This window comes from Methylocystis iwaonis, from assembly GCF_027925385.1.
Lineage (GTDB): Bacteria > Pseudomonadota > Alphaproteobacteria > Rhizobiales > Beijerinckiaceae > Methylocystis > Methylocystis iwaonis.
Map to the genome: position 1 here is coordinate 1669096 of NZ_AP027142.1, position 21243 is coordinate 1690338.

Genomic DNA, 21243 nt, shown 5'->3' on the forward strand with positions numbered 1-21243 from the left:
ATGTCCCCACGTTACGTTTTCGAGCATGACAAAGATCGATTTTAAAAAAGCTTCTCCAGCGCTTTATCGCGCCCCGACAAATCGCTTCGCGCTCGTCGACGTTCCAGCGATGCGTTTCGTGATGGTCGACGGCGCCGGCGATCCCAATACCGCACCGGCCTACAAGCAGGCGGTCGAATGGCTCTTCTCTGTGAGCTACGCGATGAAATTCGCCGCGAAGGCGTCGCTTGGCAAAGACTATGTCGTGCCGCCGCTGGAAGGCTTGTGGGAGGCGGACGATCCGGCTGATTTCGTTGCGCGTCGCAAGGACCGCTGGCGCTGGACGATGATGATCCTGGCGCCGGATTTCCTGGACGACGGCGTGTTTCTCGCGGCGATTGAAAAGTCGAAAAAGAAGCTCGGCGCGCCCCCTGATAGCCTGCGTATGGAAATCTACGACGAAGGTCCGTCGCTCCAAATATTGCACATCGGCGCCTATGACGACGAAGGACTGGCGCTCGCGCGGCTGCATCACGAGGAAATGCCGTCGCGGGGGTATGTCTTCGCTGGCAGGCATCACGAAATCTATCTGAGCGATCCGCGCAAGACCGAGCCCGCGAAATTGAGGACCATTCTCCGGCAGCCTGTCAGGCGCGGCGCATAGGGGGCGCCGGACCGCGAGCCTTCAGGCTCGCCTGAAGGAAGCGAGCCTGAAGGCTCGCGCAGGGTGCTGACAAAGTGGCGATGACGCCCCTCGTGCTTCGAGACGCCTGCTACGCAGGCTCCTCAGCATGAGGAGCTTCTGAAACCTCATCAAACACTTAGGCCTCACCCTGAGGAGCGAGCGAAGATCGCGTCTCGAAGGGCGAGGCCACCTCGGAGGTTTGTCAACAATCTGAGCGAGCCTGAAGGCTCGCGGTCCAAGGGGCTTGCTACAACGTCGGCGCCACCACGCGGACCCGGCGCTTCACGCCATCGGGACCGACGACGTCGCGGAAAACCTCCGGCCCGCCGGTCGTCACGCTTCCCTCTGCGCCGCGCAGGCCGGCGTTGGCCGCGGCGGGCGTGGGCGGCAGGGAAAGCGCCGGCTTCTTCGCGCGCGGATCGCCGGGCAGAATCGGGCGCGACAATTGCTCCGCCTGTTCGGCCGTGACCATCTGGTCCTTCTTGTTGCGCTCGGCGAGGATGCGTTCGGCCTCGGCCAGCGCCTCGGTCCAGCTCTGACCTTTGGGCTTGCAGCCGCAGGAGGCGTCGTAGGTCTTCTCGAATTTGTGCGCGTTCGGGAGATCCCCATAGGCCTCGCCGTCGATCGAAATCGCCGATTCGAGCCCCTTCGATTGCGATTGCGTGTAGAGCTTGGCCTCCGTTCCCGGACACATGGCCTTGCAGAGCGTGTTGAGATCGTCGAGCTGCCCGCTTCTGGCAGAGTAAGTGATCGGGAAGAAGCCGCCGTCGCAGGTCCGCACGCAGATCGCCATGGGGCCGCCCTGAGGGCGTCCATCGACGAATTGACCGTCTCCTTCGTAATCCGGGTCGAGCGTCTGATAGCCTGGATCGTCGGGGGCCTCCCGATAACCGGGCGCCGGCTCCGGCTGCCGGACCCCGAAAAGCTCCTCGAAGAAGCTCTTGGGCTCGGGCTCGCGCGCTGCCACGCGCTGGTTGCGGCAATCGACCTCATAGCGCGCCATGAGCGCCTGTCTTTGGCTGTCGTCGGCGGCGCCCTGCTCATAAGCGGCGATGCTGCCTTGCAAAGCGCTGAGCCGCGCGCTGATCTGCGCGCATTGCGGCGGCGGCGGATTGCCGAAGAACAGGAACTGCTCGCGATCGCAGCCCATCGCGCGGCCCTTGGCGGCGAGGCGGCCATATTCGCCCCGCTGCTTGGCTGCGGCGGCGCGATAGCGGGCGGCCATGCCCTCGGCGCCGGCCTTGGCGATCTGACCGCGTAGATCCGTGCAATAGGCGCTCTCGGCGCGCGCGCTTCCGCGAGGGAGGAAGACGAGGGCGACGAGCGCCAATGCAAAAAGGAAGCGGGTAGTCGTCGGCCCCAAGGTCGGCCTCATCTCGTGCTCCGGCTGCCGGCCCGGCGCGACATTCATCTAGCGCCCAAGCTCAAGAATCGCGGGCGGCCCGAGCATATCCGCTTTTTCGCGCCGCCGATCAATCTTACGGGGCGTTACCCCGTCGGTCGAAGGATCTTTCGTCCTTCGCGCCGCCGCCTGTGGCGGCTCTTTCAGGATGCGTGCGTCCGACATCCGATCGCCTTGGATTCTCTCCTGCATCATGTCGGCAACAAGGCGGTCGCGAGGCCCGCGCCGCGCCATTTTTTTGCAGGAGCGAAGCCTCCGGCACTTCCCATGCGCCAAGTCCTCGCCCATATCCCGCGCGACGGCATTGGAGACCGGCTTATGAAGACGAACCGTTTTGGCGCGATATTCTCGATTGCTTTCGCAGCCGCGCTCGGCGCGAGCGCGGCCTGCGCGCAGGAAGGGCCGGACCTGATCTTCCGCAAGTCGACCGACTTCAAGCTGCTGACGCCCAACGACAAGCTCGCGACCTATGTCGTCGACGATCCGCTCATCGACGGCGTCGCCTGCGCTTTTACGGCGCATGAAAAGGGCGGCGTCGCCGGCATGTTCGGCGTGGCTGAGCAGACCTCGGAGGTTTCGCTCGCCTGCAGCCAATTTGGGCCGATCAAGCTGCGCGCCGGCAAGGAGAACGAGAAGTTCACGCAAGGCGATCTCGCCATCAGCGAGCGACGGTCGCTCTTCTTCAAGCAGATGCACATTGCGCGCGGCTGCGACACGCGGCGCAACATGCTCGTCTACATGGTTTATTCGGACAAGCTGGTCGAGGGCTCGCCGGAGAATTCGACGTCGACCGTGGCGATCCAGCCCTGGGGCGGGGGCGAGCCCGCCAAATGCGCGAATTGGGTGAGATAGGGTTTATTCCGAGCAGGAGACCACCGCCGCGCCCGGCTTGACCGGCTCGCGCGGCGCGTCGGCTCCGATGGAGGCGGTGATGTCCTCGGCGCGGCCAAAGGCCTTCGCCGGACCGTGGCCGTGAGATTCACACCAGGCGTCGGCCACGATTTTTCCGCACTCGGATTTCTGGGTGAGGCAATCCAGCACGCCATAGCCGTCGTCATCGACGACAATATAGGAGGCCGGAGCCGCCTGGGCGCTAGAGAAATAAGCCGCCGAGACGAGAAGCCCCGCGACGAGGCGCGGCAGAAAAGACTTTTCGTATTTCGACGAGAGTTTGAACATGCCGGCGCCCGCTCCATGGCCGCCAAAGACATCGGGCGGCGTATGGTTAAAACTATCGGAACGCGGTTAATCATGCGTTAAGGCGCCACGATCCTGCCGTAAATGCGGCGGGAGCGTCGCAGGCGCTTTGCATGAGCCTGGAGCGGCGACGGCGCGCTCTTGCGCGCTGCGAAAGCGCGCTTGACGCGGCGGCGGTTTCGGGCGCATGGTCGCCGCCATGACGCTTCCCACGCCGCTCTCCTGCCGAATTTGTGGCCGGACCATTATCAGCTAGCAACCCAGGCTGGCCGGAGCCGTCACGTCCTCGAACTGACATGAAACGCGCCGGCTCAAGCTGGCGACAGAGGTTTTCATGTCGACGCCCGCGCTCAAAATCTACAATACGCTGACGCGAACGAAGGAGGCTTTCGAGCCCATCGATCGCAACAATGTGCGCATGTATGTCTGCGGGCCGACGGTCTATGATTATGCCCATATCGGCAATGCAAGGCCGCTGATCGTCTTCGACGTGCTCTACCGCCTGCTGCGGCATCTTTACGGCGAGAGCCATGTCAAATACGTCCGCAACATCACCGACGTCGACGACAAGATCAACGCGCGCGCGGCGCAGCGCGGCATTACGATCCGCGAGCTGACCGAAGAGACCAACAAGGTCTTTCAGGAAGACGTGCGGGCCTTGGGGTGCCTCGAGCCCGACGTGCAGCCGCGCGCGACGGAACATATCACGCAGATGATCGCGATCATCGAGCGGCTGATCGCGTCGGGCCACGCCTATGCGGCCGACGGCCATGTGCTGTTCGACGTGCCGTCGATGCCGGCCTATGGGCGCCTGTCACGCCGTTCGCTCGATGAAATGCTCGCCGGCGCGCGCGTGGACGTCGCGCCCTATAAGCGCGGCGACATGGATTTCGTGCTGTGGAAGCCCTCGAAAGAGGACGAGCCGGGCTGGGAGTCGCCGTGGGGCAGGGGGCGTCCGGGCTGGCATATCGAATGTTCCGCGATGTCGTGGAAACATCTCGGCGAAACCTTCGACATCCACGGCGGCGGCATCGATCTCGTCTTCCCGCATCACGAGAACGAGATCGCACAGTCATGCTGCGCTTTTGGGCGCGACGTGATGGCGAATTACTGGATGCATAATGGATTCCTGCAGGTCGAGGGCGAGAAGATGTCCAAGAGCCTGGGGAATTTCGTGACGATTCATGAGCTGCTGCATACGGAGAAATTTGGTGGGCGGAAGTGGCCGGGCGAAGTGCTGCGGCTTGCAATGTTGCGGACGCATTACCGGCAGCCGATCGATTGGACGGTGAAGGCGCTGGAGGAGGCGGAGAAGACTTTAATGAGGTGGAGAGCTTATGCGCTTCGCGCCGCAGAAGCCGTCCCCCACGCTGCATTTCTTGAAGCCTTGGCCGATGACGTGAATACCCCCGATGCTGTAGCGCAAATGCACAGCCTTACGCATGTAGGTGTAATCGCGGGCTACTCGCAGCTTGGCGAAGGGCGTTTAGCGCCCCCTTCAGAGATCGCCGCTTCCGCAGCAAAGCTGCGTTTTTGTATTGGATTGTTGGGGCTGGAGCGCATTCTGGACACAGAGTGGAACAAGCCGCCCGTCGATCCTGATCTTGAAAGGCAAATTGAAACCCTTATTGCCGACCGCCTCGCCGCTCGCGCCGCCAAGAACTGGGCGGAGTCCGACCGCATCCGCGACGAACTCGCGGCGATGGGCATTGCGCTCAAGGACAATAAGGACGGCACGACGAGTTGGGAGGTGAAGCAATGAGCGGACTCCCCCCCACCCGGCCCGCTGCGCGGGCCACCCTCCCCGTAAAGGGGAGGGATTGGAGCGGCGCGGTTTGGGCTCCTTTTGATGCGCTGATGCAGTCGCGAGCCTCTCGCATGATCTGCAATGCCGATGCAATCCCATCCCTCCCCTTTACGGGGAGGGTGGCCCGCGCAGCGGGCCGGGTGGGGCCCGACCCCGACGGCCGGGTTGGCTGAACCATGTCCGTCGCCCGCGCCCGCGCTCTGCGCAAGACCATGACGCCGCAGGAGGTGAAGCTCTGGGTGCAGCTACGCAAGCTGCGGCCCCAGGGCTTCCACTTCCGCCGTCAGGCGCCGCTCGACGGCTATGTGCTCGATTTCGTCTGCTTCAAATACAAAATGATCATCGAAGTGGATGGCTCTCAGCATGGCGAGGACGTGGGGTTGCGCAACGATACAAGGCGTGACGCACATTTTGCCTCGCAGGGCTTTCGCACGCTGCGATTTTGGAATCCGGAGGTGGATTCCAATCTGCATGGGGTCGTCGAGACGATTTTGGCGCGGGCGCGTGAGCATATGCCGGAGGCGTCGTGATCCTCCCCCCCACCCGGCCCGCTTCGCGCGCCACCCTCCCCGCAAGGGGGAGGGATTGGAGCCCTACGATTTGCGCTCTTTCTGAAGCGTCGGGCGGCATGAGCGGCGCTGCCGCCGCCATCCCTTCCCTCCCCTTTACGGGGAGGGTGGCCCGCGCAGCGGGCCGGGTGGGGTCCGAGGGCGCCCCTCCCACCGAAACGCCAACGCAATGTCTGGCGCGTAGCGTGATCCACGGCCGGGCTACAATGCGCCGTCCCGCGCGAGGCAACAGGAGCAACGCCATGTCCAACAACGACTGGAAAAACACGCTGCCGTTCAAGCGCCATTGGGCGGTTTACCTCCTCTTCAAAATTCTCGTCCTGGCCGGCGCCGCCTTCGCCGCCTGGCAGATCTTGCGCAGCTTCGAGGTCGTGTAATGGCGCAGCCCGGTCTTCGGCCATATCTTGCAAGTGACGCGGCGGCGCTCGCCGCGCTTTTTCGCGCGAGCATTGAGGCGCTCGCGGCCGAGGATTACGACGCGGATCAGCGCGAGGCCTGGGCCTCGGCGGCGGATGACGAAGCCGCTTTCGCCGCCCGACTCGCCGGGGCCCTCACCATTGTCGCGCTGGCCGACGGCGAGATCGCGGGCTTCGCTTCTCTTAAAGACAACAAGCTCTTCGACATGCTGTATGTGCGCCCGGACTATGCGGGGCAAGGCGTGGGCGCCGCGCTTGCTGACGCGATCGAGAAGCTCGCCGGCGCGCGCGGAACCAAGACGCTCACCGTCGAAGCCTCCGACACGGCGCGCGATTTCTTCGCTGCGCGCGGCTATGTCGCGCAGAGCCGCAATACGGTGACCATCGCCGGCGAATGGCTCGGAAACACCACCATGACCAAGCAACTGGCGGCCCCGCCGGCCGCTGGGGGAACGCATTGATGACCAGGGAACGCGTGACGCTTTACGACACCACGCTGCGCGACGGCGCGCAGACGACGGGGGTCGATTTCTCGCTCGACGACAAGCGGCAGATCGCCGCCATGCTCGACGATCTCGGGATCGACTATGTCGAAGGCGGCTATCCGGGAGCCAACCCGCTCGACACGGAATTCTTCGCGCAGCGGCCGAAGCTGCGGGCGCGCTTCTGCGCCTTCGGCATGACGCGCCGGCAAGGCCGTTCGGTGGAGAACGATCCCGGCGTCGCGGCGCTCTTGGGCAGCTCGGCGGATGCGGTGACCTTCGTCGCCAAAAGCTGGGACTATCAGGTCAAGGTCGCCTTACGCTCCACGGAAGAGGATAATCTCGCCGCGATTACGCAATCCGTAAGAGCGGCTGTCGCGCGGGAGAAGGAAGCGGCGGTCGATTGCGAGCATTTCTTCGACGGTTTCAAGGACAATCCGCAATATGCGCTCGCCTGCGCCGTTGCGGCTTACGAGGCCGGCGCGCGCTGGGTGGTGCTGTGCGACACCAATGGTGGCACGCTGCCGCATGAGGTCGAGCGCATCGTCGCGGAGGTCGCCAAGGTCATTCCGGGCGACCATATCGGCGTGCATTGCCACGACGACACGGGGCAAGCGGTGGCGAACTCATTGGCCGCCCTGCGCGCCGGCGCGCGGCAGATTCAGGGCACGCTCAACGGATTGGGAGAGCGCTGCGGCAACGCCAATCTCACGACTATCATCCCGACGCTGCTGCTCAAGGATGAATACGCTTCTCGGTTCGAGATAAGCGTCACGCGCGAGAAGCTGTCCCATCTCACGCGCATCAGCCATGCGCTCGACGAGCTGCTCAATCGCGCCCCGAATCGCCATGCGCCATATGTGGGCGCCAGCGCCTTTGCGACGAAGGCCGGCATTCACGCCTCCGCCGTGCTGACCGATCCGCGCACCTATGAGCATGTGGCGCCGGAAACCGTGGGCAATCAGCGCCGCGTGCTGGTCTCCGACCAGGCCGGGCGATCCAATATCATTTCCGAGCTGACGCGCCTCGGCGTGACGCTGGACAAGGATGATCCGCGCCTGACGCGTCTGCTCGACGAGGTGAAGGAAAAGGAATCGCAGGGCTATGCCTATGAGGGCGCCGACGCCTCCTTCTTCCTGCTCGCCAAGCGCGTGCTCGGCGAAGCCCCGCATTATTTCGACATCGAGCGCTATAGCGTGGCGGTGGATCGGCGCTTCGCGCGCAATGGCTTCGAGGACAAGGGCGCCGAGGCGATCGTCAAGATCAATGTTCACGGCGAGACGCGCATCTCGGCGGCTGAGGGCAACGGCCCGGTCAATGCGCTCGATGTCGCGCTGCGAAAGGATCTCGGCGCCTATCAGAAATTCGTCGACGACGTCCGGCTTGTCGATTACCGCGTGCGCGTCTTCCAGGGCGGCACGGACGCGGTGACGCGCGTGCTGGTGGAATGCGCGGACGGGGAGGGAAATCGTTGGTCGACGGTGGGCGTCTCGGCCAATGTGATAGACGCCTCTTTCGAAGCGATTGTCGACGCGATCAACTACAAGCTGCTGGTGTCGGGCGCGCGGTGACGCGCGGGCGCGCCATGGGCCGAGAGCGTTGAAAGGCGGACAGGGCGGAAAAAGCTTTCCGCCCCGTTCGAGCGTGCGTCAGTGGCGTGTTTCGCTGATCGCCAATTTGGCGAGTTCGTCCTTGATTTGCAGCTTCTTGCGTTTCAGCTCGATGATTTTGGCTTTGTCGGCATTGCGGTGAAGCTGCTCTCTCTCGATTTCCTTCTTGAGCGCCTCGTGGCGACGTTGGAGTTCGACGATATGGCCTTGTAAGGACATGCGAAACCTCCTTTGTGACTTTCCCCTCGCGAGGGGCGCACGGCCAAGCATGCCACATTGGGCGAGGCCCGCAAGATAAGAATTGTCGCGGCGTCATAAATCTTTCGTCCCCGCGACATCTGGCCTCAACAAATTGTTAACGGCCACTCCCGCCAAGCCGCCGCCGGGCGGAATTTGCGCTGTCGCGGGACTATGAAATTTTTCTGCACAAAGGCGCTTGCGCGCCGCCGCGTCCGCCACTATACACACGCCACCCGAGCCGCCGCCAAGGCGGAACCCCGGAAGGGGGCGCGTAGCTCAGCGGGAGAGCACTACGTTGACATCGTAGGGGTCACAGGTTCAATCCCTGTCGCGCCCACCATCAAAATCAAGAACTTACAAAGATATAGTGTCGAGGCCGCGAAGTCCGGTCACCATATAGTCACCGCTGGACCAAGAGGTCACCGTCGCGGTCGGTAGGGCAAAAAAATCTGAAAATGCCCCGAGCCAGCACCCTCAAAACCCTCGAAACCTCCTCAGGCTCGGAGCGGACCGAGCGCTCAATGCAGCCATTGCTGACGGCTCCCTGCGCGCGCATATTCGTGGCGTGATTCTTAGTCCTTGGGGGCCGATATGTCGGAAGTCGAAATCTTGAATTCCGTTCGAGCGAAGCTGGTCACTGAGCGCCGCCGAATTGCTCGTCTTGTTGGCGAGCCTCAAGAGGATAGCCCTGAGCGTTGGGCCAATACCTTTAAGAGCGTGCAGGAATTCATTGAGGCGGTTGACCGAGCCATCGCGGATGAGGTGTCGATTGAAAATGCGGAAGCCGGCCCCACGGCCTTTATGGTTTGAGTTTGGCCGGCGTCCCGTCATCGCCATAATGAGAGCGTCGATTCCGTCGATACTGGCCATAGGTTCAACTCCTGTCGCGCCCACCATTCGAATCAAGCACTACGGAATGCTGCCGACGGGTGGGAACTAGCAAGTTAGTGGGCGAATTCTGATCGATCCAATTGTGGGGCGACGTAGCCGAAAACTCTCAAGTCCCACGCCGGCGGGGGAGGGGCTATCTTCGGAGTGGTGCTTCCGGATTGCGGGCCTCGATAAGCCCCTCATGCCATTTCCGTTTGAATAGCTCGCATGGGGACTTGTCATTCCCGGCGGGCTGAAAGCCCGACCGGGGATCCAGAGCCACAAAAGCGCTGGTTTTGCTCTTCATTCCCGATCGCTCGCTGCGTGAGCGTCGGGAATGACAGTGACCCGATCAAGCGCATCTCATATCAGACGGCCGTCCACGACGATGCCCGGGGCGTGCTACAGCCGCCGTGTCTCCACATGAAACTCGATCTTCATCGCGCCGCCGCTTTCGAAGCGAAGCGAGCCGTCGATCGTCTGCCCGAGCTTCAATGACGATTTCAGATCGAGCAGCATGAGATGGTAACCGCGCGTTTGAAAGTCGATCGACGTTCCGGCGGGAATTTCCACGCCCTCAGAGACAGGGCGCATTTTCATGATCCCGTCTGCAACGCCCGTTTCATGCAGCTCGGTATGGTCCGATACGGCAATATCCACGCCGACAATTCTGACCGTCTCCGTCCCCCGATTGCGAACCGTCATATAGCAGGCGCCCGTGGTGACGCCCTTTGGAGACGCCGCACACCACGGATGCTCGATCTCGATGTCGAGAGGGACAGTCGCGCCCGCGGCGGCCCCGAGCGCGCCGAGACCGCAACAAAGAATGCCTCCTGCAACAGGCGCAACGATGGCGTAGCGGCGTCTCGTGGGGTCATAGCTCGTCGTGTTCATGGCCGACCGCTGGGCAACATCGGCGCCAAAACGCGCGCCAGCCGCGTCGCGGTCGGAACCGGCGATATTCGTTGGGATCGCGGGTCGTTCGCAGAGTGCATGCAGTAAAATGCGGGTCGCGGTTATGAATAGTGTTGATACATATGCGGCCGCCTCAGTCCAATTCACGAACAGTGAACTATTCATCGGGCGCGTCGGCATCTTTCTGCAGCGAAAGCGCCGACTCCAAAGCGGAGAGAAACTGTTCATTTATTGAACGCGACGTCCTGTCGCAGGATTATTTGCGCAACGACGATTGACGCAACAGCTCCACGATTCCTATCGTCAAGCTGGTTTTTCCGTTCGCGGTTCTCGGAATCGACGTAGGCGCTTCGACGCTTTGCCGTCGCGCCTTCTTTGTATGTTCCGAGCGCGGGCTTTCGCCCCATTTCAACGCATTGGTGAATGTTCGTGCTCATTCGACCGCGCTCGACCGTCCTGATCGATCCGGCAACCAACGCCAGCGAGATTCTCGCCGAAGCGTCGACAAGACGGCGTGAGATGAGAAGGACGGCCTGCAAGCGCGTTCTGGCGCTCGCGCTCGCTTACGCCGCGTTCGAGAGCATGTCCGCTATCCTTGCCATCAGGCCGGATGCGAAGATCATCGGCGTTTTTTCCATACTCGGCCTCTCCTGGGCCTGCTCGTCGCTGTTTGCGAAGCGGCGCTTCACGGAGCGGGTGACCATCGAGCGAAACATCGTCTGCGTCTCGCACTATGTCGACGATGAACTCGTCGGTCGGCGCAGAGTGAAGGCGATCGGAGTCGTTCGGCACATCGACGACGCCGGCGACTGCCGGCGCGTCGAGGTCGAAGGCGTCGCGCGACAACTCGAAATCGCGCGCGATGTCTTGCCGGGCGAACGCGAAGCGATCGTCGAGCGGCTGGCGGCTGCGCTGCGCGAGGCGGGCGTCGAGGCGCCGGTGCGAACCGTCTGCAAAACGCCGTCCTGCGCGGCGTCGGCGGCGCCCGCCGCGCCATCGGAGCGCGGAGCCGAAGATGCGCCGGCGAAACGAACACAGAGCCCCTGGATCGCCTGCGCCGCCGCATCGGCGTTGATGGTTCTTCCAATGCTGCAGGCGACGCCGCAGCCCCGCGACGCGATCGCGGCGCCGGGCAAGACCGCGCCGGCGTTTCGTCTGACGTCCTCCAAGGGCGAAACAGTCGATGATCGCACGATGCTCGGACGCCCCTACGCCATATTCTTCGGTTTCACGAAATGTCCTGAAGCCTGTCCAGCAACGCTGCTCGAGCTGACGACGGTCGTGAAAGAGGCGGGGGCGGATACGTCCGATTTCGAAATTCTCTTCGTCAGCCTCGACGCCGAACGAGACACGCCCGACGTCCTCTCGGATTTTGTCGGGTCCTTCGGCGGGCGCGTTACTGGATTGAGGGGATCGACGGACGAACTTGCGCGAGCGGCGCAGGCGTTTCGAGTCTACCACCGCAAGGTTCCTCTCAAAGGCGGCGGCTATACGATCGACCACACGACGCTCGTCTATCTTGTCGACCATCGCGGCCAGCTCGTCGATACGCTCTCCTTCATGGAGCAAGCCGATATCGCCTCCAAGAGGTTGAAAGCCTTCCTCGTCGAGGCGGCCGCGCATGGCGCGGGACGAAGCGGGCGACGCAGGTCGCGCATACACGCCCGGGCAGGCGCGGCGGTGAAGCCAGCGCGCCGCTCTCGCTGGACGTCAGCGCGACAACCTGCCGCATTGCATGCGACAAGCGGTCGCTGGACCCTGTATCGCTGCTATAGCGCGTCTCGATCCGACACGCGGGGTGAGTGATCTTGAAAGCGTCAGGCCGGTCATATCGGAGCGTCGAACGAACGGCCATGGCCCGTGCGGTCGTCGCCCGTGCGGCCGTGAGCGCGGCGGTCGCGATACTCTTGCTGTTGCAAGCGGCGTCGATCGGCTTCGCCGCTGGCGCGACCGCCAATGGCGCCGCCGGCCTGCTGTTCGGAACAATCTGCCAAAACGCCGACGCGGCGAATAGGGACTCCTCCGGGCCGATCGAGCAGCAGCATGTCGGTCCCTGCTGCGTTCTGCACTGCAGCTCTTTCATCGAGGCCGACGCGGGCCGCGCTCCCGTCGAAATCCTGCCTCTGGAAACCGTTTCCGCTTCTCCGGCGTGCGACGACCAGATCGACGCCGTCATCGTCGCGCCAGAGCTGCGCGCCCTCTGTCCTCGCGCGCCCCCGCCGCGCGGCGTCTGATCCCCTCAACAGTCATCTTCAACTGACGGGCGGCTTTGTTCGATTGAACAGGCAACCCAAGGGATTCATTCGCACGCGCCGATCGTCGATCGCGCGGGACAAGAGGAAATTTATCATGAGCATCTCGACATATCGCGCCGTGAGCGTTGGCGCGCTCGCCGGCGTGGCCGCCTTTCTCGCCGAGGGACCCGCCGCCCACTATGGCGCGCAGCTCTTTCCGATCCTGATCGGCTGGGCCGGCTACTACCACTTCCGCGGAAAGATCGAGGGCGTGAAGAAAGCGCTTCTTCATCTTCTGGCGGGCGTCGTTCTCGCTGGCGTCGCCCTGGCTCTTATCTCGCGCCTCCCCTATGGCGCGACGCTGGGCGGTCCGGCGTGGACGGCGATCGCCGTGGCGATCACGCTGGCCATCCTCGTCTTCGCGTCGCGACTGTCGGCGCTGAGCGACTTCGCCGTCGCGATCCTCGGCTATGCGACGCTTTTCGCGCTCGTGGGCGTCTCGGACCGCGGCGAGCGCATCATCGCGCTGTCGCAGGACAATCCGCTCGCCATCGCTGTTCTGTCGCTCCTGGCGGGCGTGATATTCGCGCTGTTGTCGGACTATCTGACGGAAGCGCTGCAAAGATATGTCCCGCTTCGCGGACGCCGGCCGCAATCGGCCACGAGCGCCTGATCCACGGACCGACGCCTCTCACTCGACCAGAAGCGCTCGCCATTTCTGAAAGAAATGGCGAGCGAAAGCCGTCACCGCGCGGCATGCCCCCGCGCGCCACGACGACATTCATCATCGGGAGGATCGCCGTTGAGCGACTTCATAGTGAGACAGCCCTGCCTCGAACGCGAGGGGGCTTTCGCCGGCGCGCTCTGTTCCGCCGAAGCGACAGGCCTCTATGGGGTGGACCGCCCGGGCGTCGCCTGGGATTGGATGAAGCAGACGGGACAAGCCCCTTGCGGCGTCGATTGGGTGCGGCCGCTGGTGGCGGACGCCTGGATGCGCTGCGTCGAAGACCACGCGCTGCCGACCGGCTTGGATTTTCCGCCGCGCCAACGCCAAAGCGACGGCTTCGTCCCCGAGATCGACGCGCCGTCCCGCGCCGCCAGCGGCGCCGTTGCGTCGCATCTCTCGGCGATGATCTACGACCTCGGCTCGTTGCTCGACGACGCGGACGTCACGCTCCTGCTGGCCGACGCGGCCGGCCGCGTGATCCATCTGCTCGACTCCGGTCGCCGGATATGGGCGGGCGGCATGCAGATGGCGCGCATCGGCGCGGATTGGCGCGAAGCGAGTCTCGGCGCCAATGGCGTGGGGACGGCGGCGCTGCTGCGCGAGCCTGTCGCTTTTGCTGGCAAGGAGCATTTCAACGCCGCGCTGCATCGCTGCGCGACGGCCGGCTGTCCCATTTCCGGGCCGGACGGCGGAATCGTCGCGATCGTCGGCGTGATCTGTGATCGCCCCGACGCCGCCAGATTGCTGCTCGGGTTCTTGAAGGTCGCGCGCCGCCTCCTCGAAGCTTCACTTTTCGAACGCATGTCTTGCGACGGCTTTTTGCTGCGGCTGCGTTGCGGCGACGAGGCCGGTGGCGGCCCGTTGAGCGCCGGGCGCTTGTTCATCGCCCAAAACGGCCGCGTGTGCGGCGCCGATCGAGACGCGCTGGACATTCTCGGCGCCGGCGACGCGGCGGCGATACTGGGAAAAGATGCGGCGGCGACGATCGGCGTCGATCTGGCGGCGCTGAACGCCGCCAGCGACGCTGCGGACATCGTTACGCTCGTCGCGCGCGGCGGCGGCGGACGCGCTGTCGCGGCGGAAGTCCATCGCACGGCGAAACGCAGGAGCGCCCCGACGGTTTCGTCGGGCGCCTCGCCCGCCGGCGAGGGCGCGCCCCGCCATCCTGCGAACGCCTTCGACGGCGCGTGGAGCGATAGCGTGCTCGACTCGGCGCTGCGCAAAGCGACAGGACTGCAGGAGCGCAATATTTCCATCCTGATCACGGGGGAATCTGGCGTCGGAAAGGATCACCTCGTACGTCGGCTGCACGCTTCCGGACCTCGCAAGGATCGCCCGCTCGTTGCGATCAACTGCGCGGCTATCCCCCGCGAGCTCATCGAAAGCGAGTTGTTCGGCTATGAGGGCGGCAGCTTCACCGGCGCGCGCGCGAAGGGCAAAGCGGGGAAATTCGTCGAAGCGGACAAGGGCATTCTGTTCCTCGACGAAATCGGCGACATGGCGCTCGATCTGCAAGCGACGCTGCTGCGCGTGCTCGATTCGAGCGAGGTCACGCCGATCGGCTCGAGCAAGCCCATTCGCGTCGATGTGCGCGTCGTCGCTGCGACCAATCGCAGCCTTCAGGAGATGGTGCAAAAAGGCGCGTTCCGCCGTGACCTCTATTACCGATTGAACGGCGTGCAGCTTCGATTGCCGTCGCTGCGCGAGCGTCCGGATCGACTGCGACTGCTCGCGCATCTGTTCCGGCTAGAGCAGGAGGCGCTCGGCGTCACCGAGACGATGTGCTTCGAAGACGATGTGTGGCGCGTTTTCGACCGGCACCCCTGGCCCGGAAACATCCGCGAGGCGCGCAACGTGTTGAGATCGTCGATCGCCGTCGCGAGAGGAAAGCTCATCGCGATCGATGATCTCCCCGTCGATTTCCTGCAGGAGCTGAACGCCGATTGCCCCGGCGCCGCCGAGGCGTGCCAGAGCGCCTCACGAGACGCGCAATGTGCGCAACAGGGCGATGAAACCTCCTTCGATCTCGCGGACTGGGAGGCGAGGGCGGTGCGCTTCGCGCTCGCGTCGAGCAACGGCAACATCGCCAAGGCGGCCCGCAACCTCGGCATCACCCGTGCGACGCTCTACCACAAAATGGCCCGCTTCGGCCTGCGCAGCGACAAGCGGATCATTTCGAAGAGGTGATGCGATGGACCCCGACGACCGCGCGTTTCTGGAAGAGATGGCGCGCACCCTCGACGCGTCGATGCGTGAACTCGAGCAAGAGGAAGAACGACTGACGGAGGTCATCGGCGAGGAGCGCGTCGTCGAGCTCGCGGCTTATCTGCGCAAGGAGTTCGAGCCCGTCGATCTGGAAGAAATGCGTCGCGGGCTCGATTACGACGACCGACGGCTGCTGTCGATCTGGATACGCCTGGAACGAAATCGCAGCCATCGCGTCGCGGCGGGACGTCGAACGATGATCCTCGACGCCGGACGCGACGACATCGACATCACATCTTTCGACAAGTCGAAAAAGAAGTGAGGAAACGTCGCATCGTCACTTTCGGCGCGCGACAATTGGAGAAAAAATCGTGGCGAGACATATTGGTTTTGGCGATCCCGTACGCATGAAATTGCTCGACGGCGTAAATACTCTTGCGGACGCAGTGGGCGTCACGCTCGGCCCGCGCGGCCGTAACGTCGTCATCGAGCATCGAGCCGCGGGCTTGCCGCCGGTCGCGACGAAGGACGGCGTGACGGTCGCGCAGGCGATCGAATTGTCGGGCAGGACGGAGAGCGTCGGCGTGTCGCTCGTGCGGCAGATGGCGACGACGGTGGCGAAAGAGGCCGGGGACGGCACGACCACCTCCGTTGTGCTGACGCGGCGCATCGCCATCGAGACGCGAAAGGCGCTCGCCGCCGGATTCAATCCGCGTGATCTCGCGATCGGCATGGAGCGCGCCGCGCGCGCCGTCGACTCAGAGCTCACGCGGCGCGCGCGGCCCTGCGCCGACGTGCGGTCGCTCGCACATGTCGCGACGCTCGCGGCGGCGGGCGACGAATCGATCGGCGCCATTGTCGCCGAAGCGCTCCGGCAGGCCGGCGAGGGCGGACTCGTGGACGTCGAGTTGGGGAGCGCGCTCCAAGACGAGATCGAGGCGGTCGAAGGCATGCGATGGGCGCAGGGTTATCGCTCGCCCTATTTCATGACCGACAGCACGCGCAAGCTCGCCGAGCTCGAAGACGCTTATGTCCTCGTCTATGATCGCGTGATAAATGATTTCGCCGAACTCCTGCCAGCGCTCGAGTTGGTGCGCCGGCGCAAGGGCGCCCTGCTCGTCGTCGCGGAAAACATTGCCGAAGAGGCGCTCCCGGGCCTGCTGCTCAATCATATTCGCAAGAACCTCTGCTCCATCGCGGTCAAAGGTCCGGGCTACGGCGACAATCGTTACGAATATCTGCTCGATCTTGCCGCTTTGACGGGCGGGCGAGCGATCATGGAGGCGTTCGGCGAAGAACTCTCCAGCGTCACGATGGAGCATCTGGGCCGCGCGCGGCGTGTCATTGTCAGCGAGGACGAAACAGTCGTGATCGGCGCCGGAGGAGACCCGGCTTTGATCGCCGACCGTCTCGCCTCCGCGCGACGGCAAGCGGAGCGGATTACCGGCGGCGACGCATCCAAAGGCTCGCCTAGCGGGAAGCGACACGACCTCGAGAATTTACACGCCAGAATCCAGGCGCTCACCGGCAAGGTCGTCACGATCAAAGCCGGCGGCTTCTCTGATATTCTCATCAAGGAGCGTATGCAGCGCATCGAGAATGCGTTGAACTCGGCGCGCGCGGCGCGCGACGAAGGCGTCGTCGCCGGGGGTGGCGTCGCGCTGTATCGCGCCCGCGCGGCGCTCGCCAATCTTCAAGGCGACACTCTCGATGAGAGCCACGGCATCGCCATCATACGCGAAGCGCTCGACGAGCCCATACGCCGTATCGCCGGCAACGCCGGCGTCGACGTCAATGAATTGCTGTTCGAACTCAAACGAACCGATGACGACTTCTGGGGAATGGACATGCGCAGCGGCGCCTATGGCGACCTTTATGCTGCGGGCGTGATCGATCCTGCGCGCGTCTCACGTCTCGCGCTCCGCAACGCCATCGCAACGGCGTCATCCTTAATGACAGTCGAATGCGCGGTCACGCATGTCTCCCCGAGTGATCCGACGTTCGGCTTCGATCCGCATCTCGCCGCGCAGACGAGAGAAGATCCGCGGTCCTGACATCCACAGTCGCAAAAGCGCAGGTTTTGCTTTTGGATCCGATCCAATCGAGCGGATCCTCGTGTCTCAGGTAAGCGGCGCGCCTGGCTACTCCGCAATGTTTGTTGCGGGGCTGCAGCCATGCGCGCCGCTTTTTTTCGCTTTCGTTTGACGACGATGGAGCCTCGACGAAATGCGTGCGCAGATCGTGCGTATGGTTCCTTTACACATGTATCGCTGATCATCTTTCTGCATCGACGCCGTCGCTCATGAAACATTTCGACCTCATCTCGAATCCTTTGCAATAGCGTCGATTCATAAATCTCGCGACGAGTGGCATGCGCCTTGCCAAACAAGTCAGGTCGCCGCTCGCAGAAGAAACGCAGCGGTGACGTCGAAAGGTTTCCTTATTCGAAATTTGTAAGCGAGGCGCCCGAGCCGAAACTGCGGGGCGTCACGAAAAGCAAAGCCCACGAAGTTGGAAACGATAAGTCAGGTAGGAGGAACAAGCATGGCGATCAGTCTCGCAACCAAGGCGGCGACCGACGCTCTGAAGGTCAACCGCGCTCCGGTCGGCGTCGAGCCGCAGGAGGTGCACAAGTGGCTGCAGAGCTTCAACTGGGACTTCAAAGAAAACCGCACCAAATACGCCACCAAATATCATATGGCGAACCAGACCAAGGAGCAGTTCAAGGTCATCGCCAAGGAATACGCCCGCATGGAGGCGGCCAAGGACGAGCGCCAGTTCGGCACTCTGCTTGACGGCCTTACGCGTCTCGGCGCCGGCAACAAAGTGCATCCGCGCTGGGGCGAGACCATGAAAGTGATCTCGAACTTCCTCGAGGTCGGCGAGTATAACGCCATCGCCGCTTCGGCCATGCTGTGGGACTCCGCCACCGCCGCCGAGCAGAAGAACGGCTATCTCGCTCAGGTGCTCGACGAAATTCGTCACACGCATCAGTGCGCTTTCATCAATCACTATTATTCCAAGCATTATCACGATCCGGCCGGCCACAATGACGCCCGTCGCACCCGTGCGATCGGCCCGTTGTGGAAGGGCATGAAGCGCGTCTTCGCCGACGGCTTCATCTCCGGCGACGCCGTGGAGTGCTCGGTCAATCTGCAGTTGGTCGGCGAAGCCTGTTTCACCAATCCGCTGATCGTCGCCGTCACCGAATGGGCCTCGGCCAATGGCGACGAGATCACGCCGACGGTGTTCCTGTCGGTGGAGACGGACGAGCTGCGCCATATGGCGAATGGCTATCAGACGGTGGTGTCGATCGCCAATGATCCGGCGGCGGCCAAATATCTCAATACCGACCTCAACAACGCCTTCTGGACGCAGCAGAAGTATTTCACGCCGGCCCTCGGCTATCTGTTCGAGTATGGCTCCAAGTTCAAGGTCGAGCCGTGGGTGAAGACCTGGAACCGCTGGGTCTACGAGGATTGGGGTGGAATCTGGATCGGTCGTCTCGGCAAATATGGCGTGGAGAGCCCCCGCTCGCTGCGCGACGCCAAGACGGACGCCTATTGGGCCCATCACGATCTCGCCCTCGCGGCCTATGCGCTGTGGCCGCTCGGCTTCGCGCGCCTGGCTCTGCCGGACGAGGAGGACCAGGAGTGGTTCGAGGCGAACTATCCGGGTTGGGCCGATCATTACGGCAAAATCTACAACGAGTGGAAGAAGCTCGGCTACGAGGATCCCAAGAGCGGATTCATCCCCTACGCCTGGCTGCTGCAGAACGGTCACGATGTTTACATCGACCGGGTCTCGCAGGTGCCGTTCATCCCGTCTCTCGCCAAGGGCTCCGGCTCGCTGCGCGTGCACGAGTTCAACGGCAAGAAGCATTCGCTCACGGATGAGTGGGGTGAGCGCATGTGGCTGTCGGAGCCGGAGCGCTACGAGTGCCACAATCTCTTCGAGCAATATGAGGGACGCGAATTGTCCGAGGTGATCGCCGAGGGCCATGGCGTTCGCTCCGACGGCAAGACGCTGATCGCCCAGCCTCACGTGCGCGGCGACAACCTCTGGACGCTCGAGGACATCAAGCGCGCGGGCTGCGTCTTCCCCGATCCGCTCGCGAAATTCAACTGATCTCCGGTCGGCGGCGTAGGCTGTCGAAAGAACAAGAATTCCCGGCGCGTCTCGCACGCGCCGGGATCTTGGCGGGTGATGTGCGCCCGCCCACTGTGAAGCACGAACAAATCCTTAGTGGAGGACATCTAAAATGTCACAGCCTCAAAGCTCTCAAGTTACGAAGCGAGGTCTCACTGATCCGGAACGCGCAGCGATTATCGCCGCCGCTGTTCCGGATCACGCGCTGGATACACAGCGCAAATACCATTATTTCATCCAGCCGCGCTGGAAGCGCCTGTCGGAATACGAGCAACTGTCCTGCTATGCGCAGCCCAACCCCGACTGGATCGCCGGCGGCCTCGATTGGGGCGATTGGACTCAGAAATTCCACGGCGGCCGTCCGTCCTGGGGCAATGAGAGCACCGAGCTGCGCACGACCGACTGGTATCGCCATCGCGATCCGGCCCGTCGCTGGCACGCGCCTTATGTGAAGGACAAATCGGAAGAGGCGCGCTACACGCAGCGCTTTCTCGCCGCCTATTCTTCCGAGGGCTCGATCCGCACCATCGACGCCTATTGGCGCGACGAAATCCTCAACAAATATTACGGCGCGCTGCTGTACAACGAATATGGCCTGTTCAACGCCCATTCGTCGGTCGGCCGCGACTGTCTGTCGGACACGATCCGTCAGTCGGCGACTTTCGCCGGTCTCGACAAGGTCGACAATGCGCAGATGATCCAGATGGAGCGTCTGTTCATCGCCAAGCTCGTGCCGGGCTTCGACGCGTCGACCGACGTTCCGAAGAAGATCTGGACGAGCGATCCGATCTACGCCGGCGCGCGCGGCGCGGTGGAAGAGATCTGGCAGGGCATTCAGGATTGGAACGAGATCCTCTGGGCGGGTCACGCCGTCTATGACGCGACCTTCGGCCAGTTCGCCCGCCGCGAGTTCTTCCAGCGTCTGGCGACGGTCTATGGCGACACGCTCACGCCCTTCTTCACGGCGCAATCGCAGACCTATTTCCAGACCACGCGCGGCGCGATCGAAGATCTCTTCGTCTACTGCCTCGCTAATGACCCCGAATTCGGCGCGCACAACCGCACCTTCCTCAACGCCTGGACCGAGCATTATCTCGCGCGTTCGGTCAATGCGCTGAAGGATTTCGTCGGCATCTACGCCAAGGTCGAGAAAGTCGCGGGCGCGACCGATCGCGCGGGCGTCTCGGAAGCGCTCCAGCGCGTTTTCGGCGATTGGAAGGTCGATTACGCCGACAAGATCGGGTTCAAGATCGACGTCGACCAGAAGGTCGACGCCGTTCTCTCCGGCTACAAGAATTGAGAAGGACGTTCATATGTCTAGCGCACATAACGCTTATAACGCCGGCATCATGCAGAAGACCGGCAAGGCCTTCGCGGATGAATTTTTCGCCGAGGAGAACCAAGTCGTCCACGAGTCCAACGCGGTCGTTCTCGTTCTGATGAAGAGCGACGAAATCGACGCGATTATCGAGGACATCGTGCTCAAGGGCGGCAAGGCGAAGAATCCGTCGATCGTCGTCGAGGACAAGGCGGGCTTCTGGTGGATCAAGGCCGATGGCGCGATCGAGATCGACGCCGCCGAAGCCTCCGACCTGCTCGGCAAGCCGTTCTCGGTCTACGACCTTCTCGTGAATGTGTCGTCGACCGTCGGCCGCGCCTATACGCTCGGCACGAAATTCACCATCACCTCGGAACTCATGGGCCTCGATCGCGCCCTGACCGACATCTGATCGGTCCGACGACAAGGAATGCCACA

At 63.1% G+C, this 21243-nt stretch carries 21 protein-coding genes and 1 tRNA gene; 18 read left to right on the forward strand and 4 right to left on the reverse strand.

From position 1 onward, the window contains the following. Positions 1-25 precede the first annotated feature (25 nt). Positions 26-643, forward strand: a complete 618-nt coding sequence (locus QMG84_RS07975; RefSeq protein ID WP_281931651.1) for a GyrI-like domain-containing protein — start codon at positions 26-28, stop codon at positions 641-643. A gap of 268 nt (positions 644-911) precedes the next feature. On the opposite strand, the gene QMG84_RS07980 is transcribed toward QMG84_RS07975, so the two are convergent. Next, the gene (locus QMG84_RS07980; protein ID WP_281931652.1) at positions 912-2039 is read right to left on the reverse strand and encodes a DUF2865 domain-containing protein; all 1128 of its coding nucleotides are present in this window, start codon (positions 2037-2039) and stop codon (positions 912-914) included. Positions 2040-2384: 345 nt separating this feature from the next. Between QMG84_RS07980 and QMG84_RS07985 the strand changes: the two genes are divergently transcribed. After that, on the forward strand, positions 2385-2918 hold the full coding sequence (locus QMG84_RS07985; protein ID WP_202072700.1) for a CreA family protein: 534 nt from the start codon (positions 2385-2387) through the stop codon (positions 2916-2918). Positions 2919-2921: 3 nt separating this feature from the next. Here QMG84_RS07985 and QMG84_RS07990 read toward each other — a convergent pair whose 3' ends face one another. Then, positions 2922-3245, reverse strand: a complete 324-nt coding sequence (locus QMG84_RS07990; protein ID WP_202072701.1) for a hypothetical protein — start codon at positions 3243-3245, stop codon at positions 2922-2924. A 352-nt stretch (positions 3246-3597) separates the two neighbouring features. On the opposite strand from QMG84_RS07990, the gene cysS reads away from it, so the two are divergent. The 5 genes from cysS to cimA all read left to right on the forward strand — a co-directional run bounded on the left by cysS (position 3598) and on the right by cimA (position 8108). Further along, positions 3598-5025, forward strand: coding sequence for a cysteine--tRNA ligase (cysS, locus tag QMG84_RS07995; protein ID WP_281931654.1), 1428 nt, complete (start codon positions 3598-3600; stop codon positions 5023-5025). Positions 5026-5246: 221 nt separating this feature from the next. After that, positions 5247-5600: an endonuclease domain-containing protein gene (locus tag QMG84_RS08000; protein ID WP_281931655.1), complete on the forward strand. Its 354-nt coding sequence runs from the start codon at positions 5247-5249 to the stop codon at positions 5598-5600. 281 nt (positions 5601-5881) lie between these two features. Further along, positions 5882-6016, forward strand: a complete 135-nt coding sequence (locus QMG84_RS08005; protein ID WP_281931657.1) for a hypothetical protein — start codon at positions 5882-5884, stop codon at positions 6014-6016. Beyond that, on the forward strand, positions 6016-6516 hold the full coding sequence (locus QMG84_RS08010) for a GNAT family N-acetyltransferase (protein ID WP_202072704.1): 501 nt from the start codon (positions 6016-6018) through the stop codon (positions 6514-6516). The genes QMG84_RS08005 and QMG84_RS08010 overlap by 1 nt, the downstream gene beginning before the upstream one ends. After that, positions 6516-8108 carry a citramalate synthase gene (cimA, locus tag QMG84_RS08015; protein WP_281931659.1) on the forward strand — a complete coding sequence of 531 codons (1593 nt, stop codon included), beginning with the start codon at positions 6516-6518 and terminating at the stop codon, positions 8106-8108. The genes QMG84_RS08010 and cimA overlap by 1 nt, the downstream gene beginning before the upstream one ends. Positions 8109-8186: 78 nt before the next feature. Here cimA and QMG84_RS08020 read toward each other — a convergent pair whose 3' ends face one another. Then, the gene (locus tag QMG84_RS08020) at positions 8187-8366 is read right to left on the reverse strand and encodes a YdcH family protein (RefSeq protein ID WP_202072706.1); all 180 of its coding nucleotides are present in this window, start codon (positions 8364-8366) and stop codon (positions 8187-8189) included. A 286-nt stretch (positions 8367-8652) separates the two neighbouring features. Between QMG84_RS08020 and QMG84_RS08025 the strand changes: the two genes are divergently transcribed. Both QMG84_RS08025 and QMG84_RS08030 read left to right on the forward strand, forming a co-directional pair. Then, positions 8653-8727, forward strand: a tRNA-Val gene (locus tag QMG84_RS08025). A 251-nt stretch (positions 8728-8978) separates the two neighbouring features. Beyond that, entirely contained in the window at positions 8979-9197 is a 219-nt protein-coding gene (locus QMG84_RS08030; protein WP_281931662.1) for a hypothetical protein, read from the forward strand. 462 nt (positions 9198-9659) lie between these two features. Here the strand turns inward: QMG84_RS08030 and QMG84_RS08035 are convergent, their stop codons facing one another. Further along, the gene (locus QMG84_RS08035; protein ID WP_281931663.1) at positions 9660-10151 is read right to left on the reverse strand and encodes a copper chaperone PCu(A)C; all 492 of its coding nucleotides are present in this window, start codon (positions 10149-10151) and stop codon (positions 9660-9662) included. 444 nt (positions 10152-10595) lie between these two features. Between QMG84_RS08035 and QMG84_RS08040 the strand changes: the two genes are divergently transcribed. The 9 genes from QMG84_RS08040 to mmoB all read left to right on the forward strand — a co-directional run bounded on the left by QMG84_RS08040 (position 10596) and on the right by mmoB (position 21217). After that, on the forward strand, positions 10596-11978 hold the full coding sequence (locus tag QMG84_RS08040; protein ID WP_281931664.1) for an SCO family protein: 1383 nt from the start codon (positions 10596-10598) through the stop codon (positions 11976-11978). Between the two features lie 47 nt (positions 11979-12025). Beyond that, a complete protein-coding gene (locus QMG84_RS08045) occupies positions 12026-12406 on the forward strand; it encodes a hypothetical protein (RefSeq protein WP_281931666.1) in 381 nt (126 codons plus the stop codon). A gap of 115 nt (positions 12407-12521) precedes the next feature. Further along, positions 12522-13079 carry a DUF1097 domain-containing protein gene (locus QMG84_RS08050; RefSeq protein ID WP_281931668.1) on the forward strand — a complete coding sequence of 186 codons (558 nt, stop codon included), beginning with the start codon at positions 12522-12524 and terminating at the stop codon, positions 13077-13079. 129 nt (positions 13080-13208) lie between these two features. Next, on the forward strand, positions 13209-15320 hold the full coding sequence (locus tag QMG84_RS08055) for a sigma-54-dependent Fis family transcriptional regulator (protein ID WP_281931671.1): 2112 nt from the start codon (positions 13209-13211) through the stop codon (positions 15318-15320). A 4-nt stretch (positions 15321-15324) separates the two neighbouring features. Further along, a complete protein-coding gene (locus tag QMG84_RS08060; RefSeq protein WP_281931673.1) occupies positions 15325-15660 on the forward strand; it encodes a hypothetical protein in 336 nt (111 codons plus the stop codon). Positions 15661-15709: 49 nt separating this feature from the next. Then, positions 15710-17392, forward strand: a complete 1683-nt coding sequence (locus QMG84_RS08065; RefSeq protein ID WP_281931675.1) for an Hsp60 family chaperonin — start codon at positions 15710-15712, stop codon at positions 17390-17392. Between the two features lie 490 nt (positions 17393-17882). Continuing rightward, positions 17883-19466 (forward strand): aromatic/alkene monooxygenase hydroxylase subunit alpha, encoded by a 1584-nt coding sequence (gene mmoX, locus QMG84_RS08070; protein ID WP_281931676.1) that lies wholly within the window; start codon positions 17883-17885, stop codon positions 19464-19466. A 133-nt stretch (positions 19467-19599) separates the two neighbouring features. Next, positions 19600-20787: an aromatic/alkene monooxygenase hydroxylase subunit beta gene (gene mmoY, locus QMG84_RS08075; RefSeq protein ID WP_281931678.1), complete on the forward strand. Its 1188-nt coding sequence runs from the start codon at positions 19600-19602 to the stop codon at positions 20785-20787. A 13-nt stretch (positions 20788-20800) separates the two neighbouring features. Continuing rightward, positions 20801-21217 carry a methane monooxygenase regulator MmoB gene (gene mmoB / locus QMG84_RS08080; RefSeq protein WP_202072716.1) on the forward strand — a complete coding sequence of 139 codons (417 nt, stop codon included), beginning with the start codon at positions 20801-20803 and terminating at the stop codon, positions 21215-21217. Positions 21218-21243: the final 26 nt, after the last annotated feature.

Bases quoted from the DNA above. Each gene is read 5' to 3' on its own strand.
- QMG84_RS07975 (WP_281931651.1), top strand. From the start codon at position 26: ATGACAAAGATCGATTTTAAAAAAGCTTCTCCAGCGCTTTATCGCGCC.
- QMG84_RS07980 (WP_281931652.1), bottom strand. From the start codon at position 2,039: ATGAGGCCGACCTTGGGGCCGACGACTACCCGCTTCCTTTTTGCATTG.
- QMG84_RS07985 (WP_202072700.1), top strand. From the start codon at position 2,385: ATGAAGACGAACCGTTTTGGCGCGATATTCTCGATTGCTTTCGCAGCC.
- QMG84_RS07990 (WP_202072701.1), bottom strand. From the start codon at position 3,245: ATGTTCAAACTCTCGTCGAAATACGAAAAGTCTTTTCTGCCGCGCCTC.
- cysS (WP_281931654.1), top strand. From the start codon at position 3,598: ATGTCGACGCCCGCGCTCAAAATCTACAATACGCTGACGCGAACGAAG.
- QMG84_RS08000 (WP_281931655.1), top strand. From the start codon at position 5,247: ATGTCCGTCGCCCGCGCCCGCGCTCTGCGCAAGACCATGACGCCGCAG.
- QMG84_RS08005 (WP_281931657.1), top strand. From the start codon at position 5,882: ATGTCCAACAACGACTGGAAAAACACGCTGCCGTTCAAGCGCCATTGG.
- QMG84_RS08010 (WP_202072704.1), top strand. From the start codon at position 6,016: ATGGCGCAGCCCGGTCTTCGGCCATATCTTGCAAGTGACGCGGCGGCG.
- cimA (WP_281931659.1), top strand. From the start codon at position 6,516: ATGACCAGGGAACGCGTGACGCTTTACGACACCACGCTGCGCGACGGC.
- QMG84_RS08020 (WP_202072706.1), bottom strand. From the start codon at position 8,366: ATGTCCTTACAAGGCCATATCGTCGAACTCCAACGTCGCCACGAGGCG.
- QMG84_RS08030 (WP_281931662.1), top strand. From the start codon at position 8,979: ATGTCGGAAGTCGAAATCTTGAATTCCGTTCGAGCGAAGCTGGTCACT.
- QMG84_RS08035 (WP_281931663.1), bottom strand. From the start codon at position 10,151: ATGAACACGACGAGCTATGACCCCACGAGACGCCGCTACGCCATCGTT.
- QMG84_RS08040 (WP_281931664.1), top strand. From the start codon at position 10,596: ATGTTCGTGCTCATTCGACCGCGCTCGACCGTCCTGATCGATCCGGCA.
- QMG84_RS08045 (WP_281931666.1), top strand. From the start codon at position 12,026: ATGGCCCGTGCGGTCGTCGCCCGTGCGGCCGTGAGCGCGGCGGTCGCG.
- QMG84_RS08050 (WP_281931668.1), top strand. From the start codon at position 12,522: ATGAGCATCTCGACATATCGCGCCGTGAGCGTTGGCGCGCTCGCCGGC.
- QMG84_RS08060 (WP_281931673.1), top strand. From the start codon at position 15,325: ATGGACCCCGACGACCGCGCGTTTCTGGAAGAGATGGCGCGCACCCTC.
- mmoX (WP_281931676.1), top strand. From the start codon at position 17,883: ATGGCGATCAGTCTCGCAACCAAGGCGGCGACCGACGCTCTGAAGGTC.
- mmoY (WP_281931678.1), top strand. From the start codon at position 19,600: ATGTCACAGCCTCAAAGCTCTCAAGTTACGAAGCGAGGTCTCACTGAT.
- mmoB (WP_202072716.1), top strand. From the start codon at position 20,801: ATGTCTAGCGCACATAACGCTTATAACGCCGGCATCATGCAGAAGACC.